This window comes from Flavobacterium sp. PS2 (genome assembly GCF_046250155.1).
GTDB lineage: Bacteria > Bacteroidota > Bacteroidia > Flavobacteriales > Flavobacteriaceae > Flavobacterium.
The window spans coordinates 2,936,600-2,952,325 of sequence record NZ_CP176426.1; the positions used below are offsets into that span (position 1 = coordinate 2,936,600).

Here is a 15,726-nt window from a genome sequence, read left to right on the forward strand (position 1 = left end):
GTTTGTTCTAGTAAGTTGTTTTGAAAGTACTGTTTTTGAGAGCAGTATTCTTTTTAAAGCGCAAAATACGTTCTTAGGATTAAATTTGTTTTTGGAAATTTTAATTTTCTTTGTCTTTAGTACCTTCGTGGTATTTGGTATTAAAGGCTTTTTTGAGATGTACTCTCAAAAAATCTCAAATATTATAATATTCTTTTCTGGTGTATTTTTAATATTTGTAATTTTTATTTTATGTTATCAAATACTCTTTCTAGAGTAGGTCATTTCTCTAATCATTGTTTGCCAAAAAAAAAGTCCCTCATTATTGAGGGACTTTTTTTTGTGCTATTGTCTAACGTAAGTTTCGTAAGTGTAATCGTAAAGATGTTTTTCATCTCTGGTGTTAGGTTCAGCCTCTACGAGTTGCCATTCCTTTTTATTGATTTCTGGAAAAAAAGCATCGGCCTCAAAGCTATGATGTACTCTTGTAATTTCTAGAATATCTGCTAATGGCATTCCCAGATTGTAAATTTCTCCTCCGCCAATAATAAACGAATCATCATTTTCGGGACATTTTGCAATTGCTTCTTCTATGCTTTTTACAACAATACATCCTTCTGGTTGATAATCTTCTTGACGCGTTATTACAATATGAGTTCTGTTTGGTAATGGTTTAGGAAAACTTTCAAATGTTTTTCGTCCCATTATAATATGATGTCCAGTGGTAAGAGCTTTAAATCTTTTAAAATCATTTGATAAATGCCAAATCATTTCGTTATTTTTTCCAAGCGCATTGTTTTCGGCAACAGCCGCAATCATTATAATCATTTTGTTTCGAACTAAAGTTTGTTTTCGGTATTGTCATTTATGCTTGAGTCTAGCTGAGCTATTCTTTTTTGTTGTAATGCAACAAGTCGGTCAATTTGTTCTCTTTCCCAATTCTTATTCATGAAACGGTCGGTGATATATACTTTTATAAAGTGTAAAATAAAAATAAAACACCATGCGGTAATTATCCATAGGTACCAAGTTTGCCCATTTGAGACATTAAAAAACCGATTGGCAATAAATAAAAATAAACTTCCTAAAAGGAATAAGACAAAATGGAAATAAAGTGTTTTCTTTTGTTTAATTCTTCTTCTGGCGTATTCATACTGCTCGTGTAATTCCTTTTCCATGAGTAAAATATTAGATTATAAAGATAAAATTTATTTTGAAACAGGACTGTTTTGATAGTTGAATATTTATCCTGTAAGAGATTTTGCTCTTGAAAGAGCATGGTTTGCATCTTTTTGAGATAAAAAAAATCCGCTCGTTAAAGCGGATTGTTGTTATTTTTGATGTTTTTTATACGGCAACACTACCTTTGATTCCTGCATGTGGTTCATAACCTATAAGGGTAAAATCATCATAATCAAAATCGAAAATGTTTTTTATATCTGGATTTAAAACCATTTTTGGTAATGGTTTTGGTTCACGTTTTAATTGTAATTCTAATTGTTCAAAATGGTTATTGTAAATGTGTGCATCTCCAAAAGTGTGGATGAATTCTCCAGCTTCCAGGTCGCAAACTTGTGCAATCATCATAGTTAATAAAGCATATGATGCAATATTAAATGGAACTCCCAAAAAGATATCGGCACTTCGTTGGTATAATTGGCAAGATAATTTTCCTTTAGTTTCGCCTTTTTCAAGGTCAGGACTTGCTACGTAAAACTGAAAAAAAGCATGACAAGGAGGTAAAGCCGCTTTGTTATTGGCTACATTTTCTTCAAATGATTTTTTTGTGTCTGGCAATACCGATGGATTCCAAGCAGAAACCAACATTCGGCGACTGTTTGGGTTTGTTTTAAGTTCGGTAATCAGTTCTGAAATTTGGTCGATTTCTTCACTATTCCAATTACGCCATTGGTGTCCATAAACAGGACCTAAATCTCCATTGCTGTCTGCCCAGGCATCCCAAATTTTAACTCCGTTTTCTTGTAGATACTTAATATTAGTATCTCCTTTTAAAAACCAAAGCAATTCGTATATGATAGATTTTAAGTGTAATTTTTTGGTAGTAACCATTGGGAAACCTTCACTTAAATCAAAACGCATTTGGTATCCAAAAACACTTTTTGTACCAGTTCCGGTTCTATCTCCTTTTTGACAACCGTTCTCAAGAACATGTTGTACTAAGTCTAAGTATTGTTTCATTTTTTATTTGGCTTTATGCCTTATGCTATAGGCTTTAAGCTTGTAGCGTAAAGCGTATTGCTTTATGATTCTCTCTTCGAAATTTCATCACGAATCTTGGCTGCTTTTTCATAATCTTCCTGAAGAACAGCTTGCTCTAATAATTCGTTAAGTTCTTGAGTTGTGTGTTTAGAATAAGTTTCGCCAGATTGATTAGATTCTTCTTCGCGACCAAATGTTTCTGGATTAGAAAGAACATCATCAATTTCTTGAGAATCCTTATCGCTCTCCATAGAGTTTGACTTTAAATAAATTCCTGCCTTATCCAATATGTTTTTATAAGTAAATATCGGAGCATTAAAACGCAATGCCAATGCTATAGCATCAGAAGTTCTTGCGTCGATTATTTCTTCAATTTTATCTCTTTCGCAAATTAAGCTGGAATAGAATACTCCATCAACCAATTTGTGGATAATAACTTGCTTAACAACAATATCAAATCGTTCTGCAAAGTTTTTGAATAAATCATGTGTTAATGGGCGAGGTGGTTTTATCTCTTTTTCTAAAGCAATAGCAATTGATTGCGCTTCGAATGCACCAATTACAATTGGTAACTTTCGTTCGCCATCAACTTCATTCAAAATCAAAGCATAAGCGCCATTTTGAGTTTGACTGTATGAAATTCCTTTTATAGATAATTTAACTAAGCTCATAAGTTGCAGACGTAAAAGGTATTACTACCTCATTTTAATTAGAATTTTGTGTAAAAAATAAAAGTGCAATTTTAATCAAAAAATATGGAACAAAAAAGCTACCTAAAGCAAAGATACGATTATCTTATTTTTAGGTAGCATTATTTTAGTATAGAATTTTTTAAAATCTATGAATGTTGCGCTTTGAATGCTTTTAATTTCTCAATTAACTTAGGTACAATTTCAAAAGCATCACCAACAACACCATAATCTGCTACTTTAAAGAAAGGAGCTTCTGGGTCATTATTGATTACTAATTTTACTTTTGATGAGTTAATACCAGCAATATGTTGGATAGCACCAGAAATACCTATTGCAATATATAAGTTTGTTGCAACTGGTTTACCTGTTTGTCCTACGTGTTCGCTATGAGGCCTCCATCCTAAATCAGAAACTGGTTTAGAACATGCAGTTGCAGCACCAAGTACAGCAGCTAAATCTTCTACCAATCCCCAGTTTTCTGGTCCTTTTAATCCACGACCTCCAGAAACTACGATATCAGCATCTGCTATAGATACTTTTCCAGTAACTTTTTCTACAGATTCTACTTTTACTCCAAAATCATTGTCACCAATTGTTGGATTAAAATCTTCTGCAGTTGCAGCACCAGCGCTTTCGTAAATACCATAAGAGTTTTTAGCAAGAGCTAATACTTTTACATCTGTACTGATTTCTGTAATATTGAAAGCTTTGTTAGAAAAAGCATTTCTTTTTACCTGAAAAGGGGATGTGCTTACAGGTAATCCTACCACATTTGATGCAAATCCAGCGTCTAAGCCAACTGCAACTAATGATGAAAGATAAATGCTGTCTGTGCTAGAAGATAGTAAAACTACTTTTGTACCTTCTTTTTGAGCTGCTTGTTTAATAACGTCAGCATAAGCTTTAGCAGTAAAACCTGCTAATTTATCGTTAGTTACTTTAAGAACTTTATCAACTCCGTATTTCGATAATTCGCTTACGTCGCTTGTGTTTATAGTTAATGCTGTAACAGTTGTTCCTAATGATTCGGCAATTTTTTTAGCGTATGAAGCTAATTCAAAAGCTACCTTTTTAAATTTTCCTTCTGCAGATTCTGCATATATTAATATTGACATGATTTTATTTGTTTAAAAGTTTAAAGTTTTAGGTTTAAAGTTATTGTAACTGAAAACGGTGACTAAAAACTGATTACTAGATTACTTTCGCCTCGTTGTGTAATAAATTAATTAACTCATCTAAATTGTCTGGAGAAACTAATTTTACTGCAGATTTTGGAGCTGGTTTTTCAAATTTAACCGCTTTAGTATTTACAGGAGCATCAACAGGTTCAAGAATTGCTAACGCTTTTGTTCTTGCAGTCATAATTCCTCTCATGTTCGGGATACGTAAATCTTTCTCTTCAACTAATCCTTTTTGACCACCAATAATTAATGGTAAAGATGTGCTTACAGTTTCTTTTCCGCCGTCAATTTCACGAACTGCTTTTACGCTAGTTCCGTCAACAGTTATATTTGTACAAGAATTTAAAAAGTTGTATCCTAAGATTCCAGAAATCATTCCAGGAACCATTCCACCATTATAATCTAATGATTCTTTTCCAGCAATTACTAGATCGTAACCACCAGTTTTGATAACTTCTGCAAGTTGTTTTGCTACGAAGAAACCATCAGTTGGGTTTGCATTAATACGAATTGCTTCGTTTGCTCCAATTGCTAATGCTTTACGTAAAGTTGGTTCAGTATCAGGACCTCCAACATTTACTACAGTAACCGTAGCGCCTTGTTGCTCCTGAAACCAAATTGCACGTGTTAGGCCAAATTCGTCGTTAGGATTAATTACATATTGTACGCCGTTGGTATCAAATTCTGAATCACCATTGGTAAAGTTGATTTTTGAAGTAGTATCAGGTACATGACTGATGCAAACTAATATTTTCATAAGTATATATTTTATTATTTCTAAATACGTTTCCACAAATTTAGAAATATAATCCGAATAATTTACTATGCATGCATAATATTTTAGAAAACTATTACGTTTTCGTAAAATGGGACTTGAATTTTGAATAATGTTGCTTTTTATGCCTGAAAAAGTGGTTATTAAGCAAATATTTATGACTTAAAAAGAATCAATAACAATTGAAAAAAAGAAATATTGGAGTCTTTTTTGCTGAATTTTATTTCCTTAAAATGGAATTTCTAACAAAATAAAAAATAAATAAGAAGGGTGTAACTATTTTATAAGTGTAATATATCGATTTCGTAACTGGAAAAATTTGATTGCCAAAAGTTAAAGTTCTAGTAAAACATCCATATAGCAAGTACTTCTTGTTTTTTAAACTAAATTTATGCATTTAAGTAATTTAAAATATTTATTTTTGCTTTTCAGAAAATTACAACATACAATATAAAATATGAGAACAATACAATTTAGAGAGGCCATTTGCGAAGCGATGAGTGAAGAAATGCGTCACGATGAATCCATATATTTAATGGGCGAAGAAGTTGCAGAATACAACGGTGCATACAAAGCATCAAAAGGAATGCTTGCTGAGTTTGGCGAAAAAAGAGTAATTGATACTCCAATCGCAGAACTTGGATTTACAGGAATTGCAGTTGGATCTGCAATGAACGGTTGTCGTCCAATTGTAGAATATATGACTTTCAACTTCTGTTTAGTTGGTATTGATCAAATTATAAATAACGCTGCTAAAATGCGTCAGATGACAGGAGGACAATTTAATGTGCCTATCGTTTTTCGTGGACCAACTGCTTCAGCAGGTCAATTAGGAGCAACACACTCTCAAGCTTTAGAGAACTGGTTTGCAAATACACCAGGACTTAAAGTTGTAGTTCCATCTACACCTTATGATGCAAAAGGACTTTTAAAATCAGCTATTCGTGATAATGACCCTGTAATCTTTATGGAGTCTGAGCAAATGTATGGTGATAAAGGAGAAGTTCCAGACGGAGAATATACAATTCCTCTAGGAGTTGCTGATGTTAAGCGTGAAGGAACTGATGTAACAATCGTATCTTTTGGAAAAATTATCAAAGAAGCATTTATTGCAGCAGATGAATTAGCTAAAGAAGGTATCTCTTGTGAGATTATCGATTTAAGAACAGTTCGTCCAATGGATAAAGATGCAATCTTAACTTCTGTTAAAAAAACAAACCGTTTAGTAATTCTTGAAGAGGCTTGGCCATTTGCAAGTATATCTTCTGAGATTACATATATCGTACAAGAACAAGCTTTTGATTTTCTTGATGCGCCAATACAACGTATTACAACTGCAGATACACCTGCACCTTACTCTCCTGTATTGCTTAAAGACTGGTTGCCAAATTCAGGTGATGTCATAAAAGCAGTTAAGAAGGTAATGTATAAAAAATAAGAAAATTAACAATACTAATAAAACTTCATCATTTTCTTATTTGATGAAGTTTTTTTTTGGATTATGAAAAGAATAATTGTACTCAGTCTATTTTTCTTATTCGCATTTGTGAATAGCATTTTTGCACAAACAAAAGTGAGTGGAATCGTCTTAGATAAATCCAATCAACCGATTCCGTTTGCAAACGTAGTTTTTAAAGGAACCAATATAGGAATTGTTTCTAATGAAGATGGACGTTTTTATTTAGAATCGGCAAATACTTATACTACAATAATTATTGCATCGGCAGGTTTTTCTGAAAAAGAAATTACTTTAGAGAAAGCAGTAAACTACAACTTTAAAGTAGTACTGAACGAAGCCGAAAGTTTAAAAGAAGTAGTAATCTTTACTGGTAAAACTTCTAAAAAAAATAATCCTGCGCTTGACATCCTTAGAAAAATCTGGGAGCGAAAACGTAAAAACGGATTATACCAGTTTAAACAATACCAAATGGAGAAGTACGAAAAAGTGGAATTCGATATGAATACCATTGATAGTGCCTTCATGAAAAATAAGATTTTTAAAGGAATGGAATTCATCTTTAAACAGGTGGATACTTCTAAAATTACAGGAAAAACATATTTACCTATTTTTATAAATGAATCTTTGTATGATGTATATGGAGATAATAATATAAAGAAAGTAAAAGAGATAATAAAAGGAAGTAAGACTTCTGGGTTTAATAACAACCAGCAAATATTATCTTTTGTAAAAGACCTATATTCTGAATACAATATTTACGACAATCACCTTACATTCTTTGATAAAAGCTTTACAAGCCCATTATCTACAACAGGAATCGATGTGTATAACTATGTTTTAAAAGACAGTACATTTATCGATAACAAATGGTGTTATAATATCGTGTTTTATCCAAGACGTAAAAACGAATTAACTTTTAAAGGAGATTTTTGGGTAAACGATACCACATTTGCAATCAAGAAAATTAATATGGCAGTTACAAAAAGTGCCAATATTAACTGGGTAAAAGATATTTATATCGAGCAAGAATTTGATGTAGTAAGTGATTCAATCTTTCTTCTTACGAGAGATTATATGATGTCGGATTTTGCATTAAACAAAAAAGAAAGTTCAAAAGGTGTCTATGGAAAAAGAACGAGTTCTTATAGAGATCATAAATTTAATATATCAAAACCAGCAGCTTTTTATAAAGAAGAAGTTAACTATATAGATAACGAAGTTTATAATAGGCCTGATGAATATTGGGAAGAAAACCGATTCGAAAAACTGACCAAAGACGAGCAAGGTGTTTATAAAATGCTCGATACATTGCAAACGGTCAAGAAGTTTAAGCAATTGTATAGCTTAGTTTCTATACTTGGTAGTGGATATGTAGAGTTTCCTAAGTTTGATTACGGACCGATATTCTCCACCTTTGGATATAACGAAGTCGAAGGAGTTCGTGTACGAGTAGGAGGAAGAACTTATTTTGGACCAAATGACCCATGGCGATTACAAGCATATACCGCATATGGTTTTGAAGATAATAAGTTTAAATATGGAGTTTCGGGAAAATGGATGGTCGATAAAAAGAATCGTCTTATTATCTCGGGAGGAAACAGGCGCGATGTAGAGCAAATTGGAGCTAGTTTAACCACAACCAATGATGTTTTAGGTCGAAGTTTCGCTTCATCAGCATTGTTCACAACAGGAAGCAATGGGAAATTAACCAACATTAATTTAACCAATGTTGCTGCCGAAATCGAACCAATCAAGAACCTAACATTTCAGGTAGGATTATCATATCGTACATTAGAGTCAGCATCGCCAACTTTTAGTTTAGATTATTATACAACTTTACCTTCTGCCACAAATCCTGCGGGAGTTATAGAAAGTGAAGTAAAACAATCCGAAGCAAATATTCAGATAGAATACACTCCAAATCGTAAAACAATTGGTTTTGGGGTTGAAAGAAATAACGTTGACAGTCCGTTTAGTAGATTCTTTATTAATTACAGCCACGGATTTAAAGGCGTACTGAATAGTGATTTTAAATACGAAAAAGTTCAGTTGTATTACAAGCAACCTATAATTATTGGTCCGCTTGGTCGTACAAACCTTATTTTGGAAACAGGAAAAACATTCGGAACAATTCCGTTAGGATTAATGAGTGTAATCCCGGGTAACCAGACTTACTTTACAATTGAGAATACATTTAGTAACCTGAATTTTTATGAGTTTGTAACCGATCAATACACGACTTTGCAATGGGATCATAATTTTGGCGGACGACTTTTTGCTCGAATTCCATTTATGCGTAAACTCAATTGGAGAGAAATTATTGGTGCCAAAGCAGTATACGGAACAATCTCGGATGCAAACAGAGCAATTAATGCATCAGGCTTGGTTTACAATGCACCCGAAAAAGTGTATTGGGAATACAGCGCAGGAATCGGGAATATTTTTAAAGTATTCCGTATCGATTTCTCTTGGAGAGGAAGTTATCTAAATACACCAGATGCTAATAAATTTGCAGTAAAAGGATCTTTCGGATTTTACTTCTAATATTTAGATAAAAAAATAATCTTGTAAAGCGCCAAGTCACTAAGTTTAATTTCTTAAGACTTGGCGTTTTTGTATGATTAATATTTTGTTTCACGCAAATTTATTCTTTTTCAATGCTAATTAAAGATCTCTTTAATCTGCCAAATCTGCGTGAAAAGAAAACTTTGCGAGTTTTTTTTAATTAATTTTAGGAGCTATTCCCGCTATCCGTTTCAATCTTTTGTTTTTTAAAGAAAAAACAAAAGGATTTCCACTTCTATCGGGGCTAAAAAACTCACAGGTATGCAAGAAGCTATCGATTATCTTTCAAATAAAAGTCCAATTTTTCAGGCAATCATTAAAGAGTATGGCTTGCCACCAATCCCGAAGCGACCACAAGGATTCGAGACATTGGTTTTGCTTATTCTAGAGCAGCAAGTATCTATAGATTCAGCGAAAGCTACATTTTTAAAAATTAAAGCATATACAACTTGTAATCCCGAAACATTAGTAATCTTACCCGATGAAGAGTTTCGTGCTTTGGGTGTAAGCCGACAAAAAACAGCGTACATTAAAATATTAGCTTTAGCGATATTAAATAATGAAATCAATATTGAAAGTTTTGCTACCAAATCAGCCAAAGAAGTTCGTGAGGAACTTATAAAACTAAAAGGAATCGGGAATTGGACCATCGATATTTATTTGATGTTCTGTCTTCAGGAGCCCGATTTAATTCCGCTTGGAGACATCGCTGTCATAAATACAATCAAAGAATTGCTTGATATTCACGACAAAACAGAGATGGAAAACCTTACCTCACAATGGAGCCCATATCGTTCTTATGCTACATATTTGCTTTGGCATTATTATTTAAAGAAAAGAAAAAGAACTATTACCTATTAACTGCCTGTTTTTTAAAAGAAAAGTGCATAGATTAATGGATTTTTTCATTGTAAAAAAGGATTCTTTAACTACTTTTGCAATCGAAATTATAGAAAAAATAAAAAACGAAAATGACCGCAGACAAACTAACAACTTTCGATGTATTAATCGAAATACCAAGAGGAAGCAGAAATAAATATGAGTACGATTTTGAAATAAAAAGAATGCGTTTCGACAGAATGTTATTCTCTTCAATGATGTACCCAGCCGATTACGGATTTATTCCTGAAACTTTGGCTCTTGATGGCGATCCACTAGATGTATTAGTTCTAGTAAATGAGCCTACTTTTCCTGGATGTGTTATGGAAGTAAAACCAATCGGTGTTTTCCATATGGCAGATGATAAAGGACCAGATGAGAAAATTATTTGTGTACCAGTTTCTGATCCAATCTGGAATTCATTAGAAAACCTTTCGGATATTAATCCACACTTATTAAAAGAAATCGAACACTTCTTCCAGGTTTATAAAGATCTTGAAAACAAACAAGTAGATGTAGAAGGTTGGGGAGATGTAACAGAAGCATTTAATATCATTGCAGAATGTACTAAACGTTTTAATGATATCGAAAATAAACCAGAGGGATTATTTAGTATTAAATAATTTTTATCCTATTCTATTATAAAAAAAGCAGCACTTAGATAAGAGTGTTGCTTTTTTTGTTTAAATTCGTTTAGTTACATTACTAATACTAACCAAAATACCATTAAAAATTATGAATGCATTTATGATTTATTTGCCAATTGTTATGGCAATTATAGGATTACTTTTCATGGCAATAAAAAGGACTTGGGTGTTAAAACAAGATGCTGGCGATGGCAAGATGAAAGCCATTTCAGACCATATTTATGAAGGAGCATTAGCTTTCCTGAAAGCCGAGTATCGATTGCTTACCTTTTTTGTAATTGGAGCAAGTATTGTTTTAGCGGGAATTTCATTTATAGTTCCCACCACACATATATTAATAGTAGTAGCTTTTATTTTCGGAGCATTTTTCTCTGCTTTAGCTGGGAATATGGGAATGAAAATAGCAACCAAAACCAATGTTAGAACCACACAAGCAGCAAGAACTAGTTTGCCACAAGCATTAAAAGTATCTTTCGGTGGAGGAACCGTTATGGGATTAGGAGTTGCCGGATTAGCTGTTTTAGGGTTAACCGGTTTTTTTATAGTATTTTTTCAGGTATTTATGGGTGGAGTTTGGACTTCATCTGAAGATATGACAAAAGTTCTGGAAACATTAGCAGGATTTTCATTAGGAGCCGAGTCGATCGCATTATTTGCAAGAGTAGGAGGAGGTATTTATACTAAAGCTGCCGATGTAGGTGCTGATTTAGTTGGTAAAGTAGAAGCTGGAATTCCAGAAGATGATCCTCGTAATCCAGCTACAATTGCAGATAACGTGGGTGACAATGTGGGAGATGTTGCAGGAATGGGAGCCGATTTATTTGGTTCGTATGTTGCTACAGTTTTGGCAGCAATGGTTCTGGGTAATTATGTAATAAAAGATATGGGTGGGAATATCCAAGATGTTTTTGGAGGAATCGGACCAATTTTATTACCAATGGCAATTGCTGGTTTCGGAATCTTGTTCTCTATTATTGGAACGACATTAGTAAAAATTACAGATGATAATGCAAAAGAAGCACAAGTACAAAAAGCATTGAATATAGGAAACTGGGTTTCGATTGTTCTAACTGCAATAGCTTGTTATTTTTTAGTACAATATATGTTACCAGAAACCATGCAAATGAGTTTCTTTGGAGAAGGTTCTAAAGATATTTCTTCAATCAGAGTATTCTATGCTACCATTGTTGGATTAATCGTAGGAGGAGCTATTTCTTCAGTTACCGAATATTATACAGGATTGGGTACAAAACCAGTATTGGCAATTGTACAAAAATCAAGTACAGGCGCAGGAACAAATGTTATTGCAGGATTGGCAACAGGAATGATCTCTACATTTCCTACTGTACTTTTATTTGCTGCAGCAATCTGGATATCTTATGCATTAGCAGGATTTTATGGAGTGGCATTAGCAGCATCTGCAATGATGGCAACAACAGCAATGCAATTAGCAATTGATGCTTTTGGACCAATATCTGACAATGCAGGTGGAATCGCCGAAATGAGCGAATTACCAAAAGAAGTTCGTACAAGAACAGATATTCTGGATTCAGTAGGAAATACTACAGCAGCAACAGGAAAAGGATTTGCAATTGCTTCGGCAGCATTAACTTCATTGGCACTGTTTGCGGCGTATGTAACATTTACAGGAATTGACGGAATTAATATTTTTAAAGCACCAGTTTTGGCAATGCTTTTTGTGGGAGGAATGATTCCTGTAGTTTTTTCAGCTCTGGCTATGAATTCTGTAGGGAAAGCAGCGATGGATATGGTGTACGAAGTACGTCGCCAGTTTAGAGAAATCCCAGGAATCATGGAAGGAACTGGAAAACCAGAATACGCAAAATGTGTAGATATTTCGACCAAAGCAGCTTTACGCGAAATGATGCTTCCAGGAATCTTAACGATTGGTTTTCCTATTGCGATTGTTCTTTTAGGGAAATTAGTTTACGGAAGCAATAACCAATTAATCGCCGAAATGTTGGGTGGTTATATGGCAGGAGTTACAGTTTCGGGAGTTCTTTGGGCAGTTTTCCAGAATAATGCAGGAGGAGCTTGGGATAATGCAAAAAAATCTTTTGAGGCAGGAGTGCTTATTAACGGAGAAATGACCTATAAAGGCTCGGATGCGCATAAAGCAGCCGTAACAGGAGATACAGTTGGAGATCCATTTAAAGATACATCAGGACCATCGATGAATATTTTGATAAAACTAACTTGCTTAATCGGGTTGGTAATTGCTCCGATATTAGGCGAAGGACATTCGGCTTCGGGAATGGCAGAAGGAGGTTCTTGTTGCGCTAAAACAGAAATGCATGGCGGACATTCTAAATGCGATATGTCAAAAATGGCAACAATGACCAGAGAAGAATGTGCACAAATGTGTAAAGAGAAAGGATGCAGTCCAGAAGAAACTGCAAAATGTTTAGCTAACTATGATGCAAACGGAAAATACCTTCATAAAAAAACGGATTGTTTTGATACAACTAAATACACCAAAACCGATGCAGTTCGTGTAGAAATTGTAAACGTGAATGGTCAGGTTGTAGGAACGGTTAGAACGACAACAAATGGTAAAGTAGATGAAAAGGTTTTTAAAGGAACAGCAGATGAGGTTAATGCTCAAATTGATGCTTTGAAATAATAAAATGACTTATCAATCTTGAATACTTACACTTTGACAAAGTTCTAAAAGCAAAAAATGCCTCTAAATTATTAGAGGCATTTTTTTTATGTTTTAAAACAATCCGTTTAGTTCGGCATCAATTCTATTAATGATATCTCCTAAATCTTCAGGATTATCAACAAAGTTTATGTTGTCAACATCTATAATCAATATTTTTCCTTTAGTGTATGTTTGAACCCAAGCTTCATATCTTTCGTTCAAACGACTTAAATAATCAATAGAAATAGAGTTTTCGTATTCGCGACCACGTTTATGAATTTGTCCAACTAAGTTGGGAATAGAGCTTCTTAAGTAAATTAATAAATCGGGTGGTTTTACCAATGTTTCCATTAGTTCAAACAATGAAGTGTAATTCTGGAAATCACGACTAGTCATTAATCCCATAGAATATAAGTTGGGAGCAAAAATATAAGCATCTTCGTAAATGGTTCTGTCCTGAATAACTTTTTTACCGCTTTCACGAATTTGTTGCACTTGGCGAAATCGGGTATTTAAGAAATAGATCTGCAAGTTAAATGACCAACGCTCCATTTGATGGTAAAAATCATCTAAATATGGGTTGTCGACAACTTCTTCAAAGTTGGGTTCCCACTTAAAATGTTTAGCCAGTAATTTGGTTAGAGTTGTTTTTCCTGCGCCTATGTTTCCTGCTATTGCTATGTGCATTACGGTATTATGATTTTATAATTTGTAATTCCTCCAATTGTAAAAATAGATAAAATTTGGTCTTTGTAATAGAAATTACCAAACGTTTTTTCTGAAATTTCAATTTGCAAAGGATCTCCTGATTCGGGGGTACTGATGTCTTTAAAAAACAACAAATTAGCTTTTTTGTAAATGTATTGATTGTTGTTAAGAATCGTCAAAGCATCAAAATCGGGTATTTTCCCAAAAGCAATAACTTTGCCGAAGATGTCACAAGAAAACCAATTGTTCTTTTCGTCTACCCAATAAAAAACGTTGAAATTCGATTGATAGTATTTTATATTTCCTGAAAGTGGAGTTGAAACAGTTTTATACTCATCCTTTAAATAGTTGTAAAGACCAATTTGCTGGTTTAATGTATTGTAAATCCAGAGCTGGTTTTGGGAAGCAATCCCAACTCCAGAAGCGAGGATTGGGGTTGTATTTTTAGAAAAATTAATTCGGCTAGTTTCATTAAACTGATTATCTAATAAAACCACAGTATTGAAATCTTCATAAAATAAAACAACTTTAAGCGGATTTTCTAAATCAGCTTTGGTAATCTTTCCTAAAGAGATGTTTTTATATTCGTAGGCATCTTTACCGTTTGTCTTTATAAAACGGTTGTCTTTTATTAAATATACAAAGCCAAAAGTATCGGTTCCTGAAAATTGATCAGCATCAAAAGTTATACTATTTACAGTAGTGATTTGGATTTTCTTATCCTGAGAAAAAGCTGCTGAAAAGGAGCAAATAAGAATCAGAAGTATCAAGTTTTTATACATTGTTGTTTTGGTTTTAATAACTCTGATTTTGAATAGGCCAAATTACAAAAAAACTCAATTGCTATTTGCTTTAGCATAAATATTTGGACTAGGAATGATTATGCAGCACTACTTTTTTTAGGAATATCTTGTTTAAAGCCACATTTGTCTATCGTTTCAGGCAATTGATATATTAGTTTTTTTAGACTTTAAGATTAGTAATAGCTTTGGTTAATAATCTAATAATTAGATAGAAACATTTTAAAGATAGCGCTATGATGAATAAAATATTTTTTACACTTATTGTGATGTTTGGATTTTATCAGGCACAGGCACAAAAAGACTTTCAGGGAATGGCAATTTATGAGTCTAAAACACAAGCTCCAAAATTTAATGGAATAGAAGGCAACAGAGATATTACTCCCGAGATGCAAAAAGACATGGAAGAGCACATGAAAAAAATGCTCGAAAAAACATTCATACTTAATTTTGATCAGTCAGCTTCGATTTATAAAGAAGAAGAAAAGCTAGATATGGGAGGACAAGAAGGTGGAGGTTTTAGAATGATGGGTTCTATGATGGGCAGCGGCGGAACTTTTTATAAAAATGTAAAAGTTAAATTGTATACTGTTGATAAAGAATTTATGGGAAAAGAATTTTTAGTCGTGGATTCATTGCCAAATATAAAATGGAAACTAGAGGGTGAAACCAAGCAAATAGGAGGTTACACATGTTATAAAGCCACGATGGTTAAAACAGTTAATGAAGCAGATATTAGAAATGTTAGACCCAAGAATCCTGATACTAAAAATGAAGAATCAACAAAAGTAGAGGATCCTAAGAAAGAAGAGAAAGGAACAAATTTCATGGAGAGTTTTGACGTTCCTAAAGATATAATTGTAACTGCTTGGTATACGCCAGATATTCCTATAAACCAAGGCCCTGAGAATTATTGGGGTTTACCAGGTTTAATATTAGAAATTAATGATGGGAGAACCATTATATTATGCTCTAAAATTGTTTTGAATGCAAAAGATAAAGTTGCAATAAAAGCACCAACAACTGGTAAAATAACTTCTCAGAAAGCATATGATGAAATTGTAATAAAGAAAATGAAAGAATTTCGGGAAATGCATCCTAATCGTAGCAGATCAGGCGGAGCAGCAACTCTTATAGTTAGATAATTTATTCAAAT

The 15,726-nt window shown here is 33.4% G+C and carries 14 protein-coding genes; 6 read left to right on the forward strand and 8 right to left on the reverse strand.

The genetic code is table 11. The annotated features are described in order from the left end of the window. Positions 1-324: 324 nt before the first annotated feature. From ACJ6WR_RS12715 to ACJ6WR_RS12740, 6 genes are all read right to left on the reverse strand, one after another. Positions 325-807: a dihydrofolate reductase gene (locus ACJ6WR_RS12715; RefSeq protein ID WP_086894178.1), complete on the reverse strand. Its 483-nt coding sequence runs from the start codon at positions 805-807 to the stop codon at positions 325-327. An 11-nt stretch (positions 808-818) separates the two neighbouring features. Next, the gene (locus ACJ6WR_RS12720; protein WP_039112489.1) at positions 819-1,157 is read right to left on the reverse strand and encodes a 2TM domain-containing protein; all 339 of its coding nucleotides are present in this window, start codon (positions 1,155-1,157) and stop codon (positions 819-821) included. A gap of 169 nt (positions 1,158-1,326) precedes the next feature. Continuing rightward, on the reverse strand, positions 1,327-2,178 hold the full coding sequence (locus ACJ6WR_RS12725) for a thymidylate synthase (RefSeq protein ID WP_409415430.1): 852 nt from the start codon (positions 2,176-2,178) through the stop codon (positions 1,327-1,329). Between the two features lie 62 nt (positions 2,179-2,240). Further along, positions 2,241-2,870: a bifunctional nuclease family protein gene (locus tag ACJ6WR_RS12730; protein ID WP_039112487.1), complete on the reverse strand. Its 630-nt coding sequence runs from the start codon at positions 2,868-2,870 to the stop codon at positions 2,241-2,243. A 167-nt stretch (positions 2,871-3,037) separates the two neighbouring features. Next, complete coding sequence (locus tag ACJ6WR_RS12735) at positions 3,038-4,006, reverse strand: electron transfer flavoprotein subunit alpha/FixB family protein (RefSeq protein WP_039112486.1); 969 nt, start codon at positions 4,004-4,006, stop codon at positions 3,038-3,040. A gap of 76 nt (positions 4,007-4,082) precedes the next feature. Further along, the gene (locus tag ACJ6WR_RS12740) at positions 4,083-4,829 is read right to left on the reverse strand and encodes an electron transfer flavoprotein subunit beta/FixA family protein (protein WP_039112485.1); all 747 of its coding nucleotides are present in this window, start codon (positions 4,827-4,829) and stop codon (positions 4,083-4,085) included. Between the two features lie 475 nt (positions 4,830-5,304). Here ACJ6WR_RS12740 and ACJ6WR_RS12745 point away from each other — a divergent pair, with 475 nt between their 5' ends. The 5 genes from ACJ6WR_RS12745 (at position 5,305) to ACJ6WR_RS12765 (ending at position 13,041) form a co-directional block, all read left to right on the forward strand. Further along, positions 5,305-6,285, forward strand: coding sequence for a pyruvate dehydrogenase complex E1 component subunit beta (locus tag ACJ6WR_RS12745; RefSeq protein ID WP_039112484.1), 981 nt, complete (start codon positions 5,305-5,307; stop codon positions 6,283-6,285). A gap of 63 nt (positions 6,286-6,348) precedes the next feature. Beyond that, positions 6,349-8,850, forward strand: coding sequence for a DUF5686 and carboxypeptidase-like regulatory domain-containing protein (locus ACJ6WR_RS12750; protein ID WP_039112483.1), 2,502 nt, complete (start codon positions 6,349-6,351; stop codon positions 8,848-8,850). 282 nt (positions 8,851-9,132) lie between these two features. After that, positions 9,133-9,732: a DNA-3-methyladenine glycosylase gene (locus ACJ6WR_RS12755; RefSeq protein WP_039112482.1), complete on the forward strand. Its 600-nt coding sequence runs from the start codon at positions 9,133-9,135 to the stop codon at positions 9,730-9,732. A gap of 110 nt (positions 9,733-9,842) precedes the next feature. After that, positions 9,843-10,373 carry an inorganic diphosphatase gene (locus tag ACJ6WR_RS12760; protein ID WP_035619852.1) on the forward strand — a complete coding sequence of 177 codons (531 nt, stop codon included), beginning with the start codon at positions 9,843-9,845 and terminating at the stop codon, positions 10,371-10,373. Between the two features lie 112 nt (positions 10,374-10,485). Then, positions 10,486-13,041, forward strand: coding sequence for a sodium-translocating pyrophosphatase (locus tag ACJ6WR_RS12765; protein WP_039112481.1), 2,556 nt, complete (start codon positions 10,486-10,488; stop codon positions 13,039-13,041). 93 nt (positions 13,042-13,134) lie between these two features. Here ACJ6WR_RS12765 and ACJ6WR_RS12770 read toward each other — a convergent pair whose 3' ends face one another. Further along, positions 13,135-13,749, reverse strand: coding sequence for a deoxynucleoside kinase (locus ACJ6WR_RS12770; protein ID WP_039112480.1), 615 nt, complete (start codon positions 13,747-13,749; stop codon positions 13,135-13,137). Beyond that, a complete protein-coding gene (locus tag ACJ6WR_RS12775; protein WP_086893540.1) occupies positions 13,749-14,552 on the reverse strand; it encodes a hypothetical protein in 804 nt (267 codons plus the stop codon). Before ACJ6WR_RS12775 ends, ACJ6WR_RS12770 begins: the two co-directional genes overlap by 1 nt. Positions 14,553-14,806: 254 nt before the next feature. Between ACJ6WR_RS12775 and ACJ6WR_RS12780 the strand changes: the two genes are divergently transcribed. Then, the gene (locus ACJ6WR_RS12780) at positions 14,807-15,715 is read left to right on the forward strand and encodes a GLPGLI family protein (RefSeq protein ID WP_409415431.1); all 909 of its coding nucleotides are present in this window, start codon (positions 14,807-14,809) and stop codon (positions 15,713-15,715) included. The last annotated feature ends 11 nt before the right edge of the window (positions 15,716-15,726 follow it).

What these genes read in the sequence shown, in the direction of transcription:
- ACJ6WR_RS12765 (WP_039112481.1), top strand. Translation starts at nt 10,486, where the DNA reads ATGAATGCATTTATGATTTATTTGCCAATTGTTATGGCAATTATAGGA.
- ACJ6WR_RS12780 (WP_409415431.1), top strand. Translation starts at nt 14,807, where the DNA reads ATGATGAATAAAATATTTTTTACACTTATTGTGATGTTTGGATTTTAT.
- ACJ6WR_RS12770 (WP_039112480.1), bottom strand. Translation starts at nt 13,749, where the DNA reads ATGCACATAGCAATAGCAGGAAACATAGGCGCAGGAAAAACAACTCTA.
- ACJ6WR_RS12740 (WP_039112485.1), bottom strand. Translation starts at nt 4,829, where the DNA reads ATGAAAATATTAGTTTGCATCAGTCATGTACCTGATACTACTTCAAAA.
- ACJ6WR_RS12750 (WP_039112483.1), top strand. Translation starts at nt 6,349, where the DNA reads ATGAAAAGAATAATTGTACTCAGTCTATTTTTCTTATTCGCATTTGTG.
- ACJ6WR_RS12755 (WP_039112482.1), top strand. Translation starts at nt 9,133, where the DNA reads ATGCAAGAAGCTATCGATTATCTTTCAAATAAAAGTCCAATTTTTCAG.
- ACJ6WR_RS12735 (WP_039112486.1), bottom strand. Translation starts at nt 4,006, where the DNA reads ATGTCAATATTAATATATGCAGAATCTGCAGAAGGAAAATTTAAAAAG.
- ACJ6WR_RS12760 (WP_035619852.1), top strand. Translation starts at nt 9,843, where the DNA reads ATGACCGCAGACAAACTAACAACTTTCGATGTATTAATCGAAATACCA.
- ACJ6WR_RS12715 (WP_086894178.1), bottom strand. Translation starts at nt 807, where the DNA reads ATGATTATAATGATTGCGGCTGTTGCCGAAAACAATGCGCTTGGAAAA.
- ACJ6WR_RS12775 (WP_086893540.1), bottom strand. Translation starts at nt 14,552, where the DNA reads ATGTATAAAAACTTGATACTTCTGATTCTTATTTGCTCCTTTTCAGCA.
- ACJ6WR_RS12720 (WP_039112489.1), bottom strand. Translation starts at nt 1,157, where the DNA reads ATGGAAAAGGAATTACACGAGCAGTATGAATACGCCAGAAGAAGAATT.
- ACJ6WR_RS12730 (WP_039112487.1), bottom strand. Translation starts at nt 2,870, where the DNA reads ATGAGCTTAGTTAAATTATCTATAAAAGGAATTTCATACAGTCAAACT.
- ACJ6WR_RS12725 (WP_409415430.1), bottom strand. Translation starts at nt 2,178, where the DNA reads ATGAAACAATACTTAGACTTAGTACAACATGTTCTTGAGAACGGTTGT.
- ACJ6WR_RS12745 (WP_039112484.1), top strand. Translation starts at nt 5,305, where the DNA reads ATGAGAACAATACAATTTAGAGAGGCCATTTGCGAAGCGATGAGTGAA.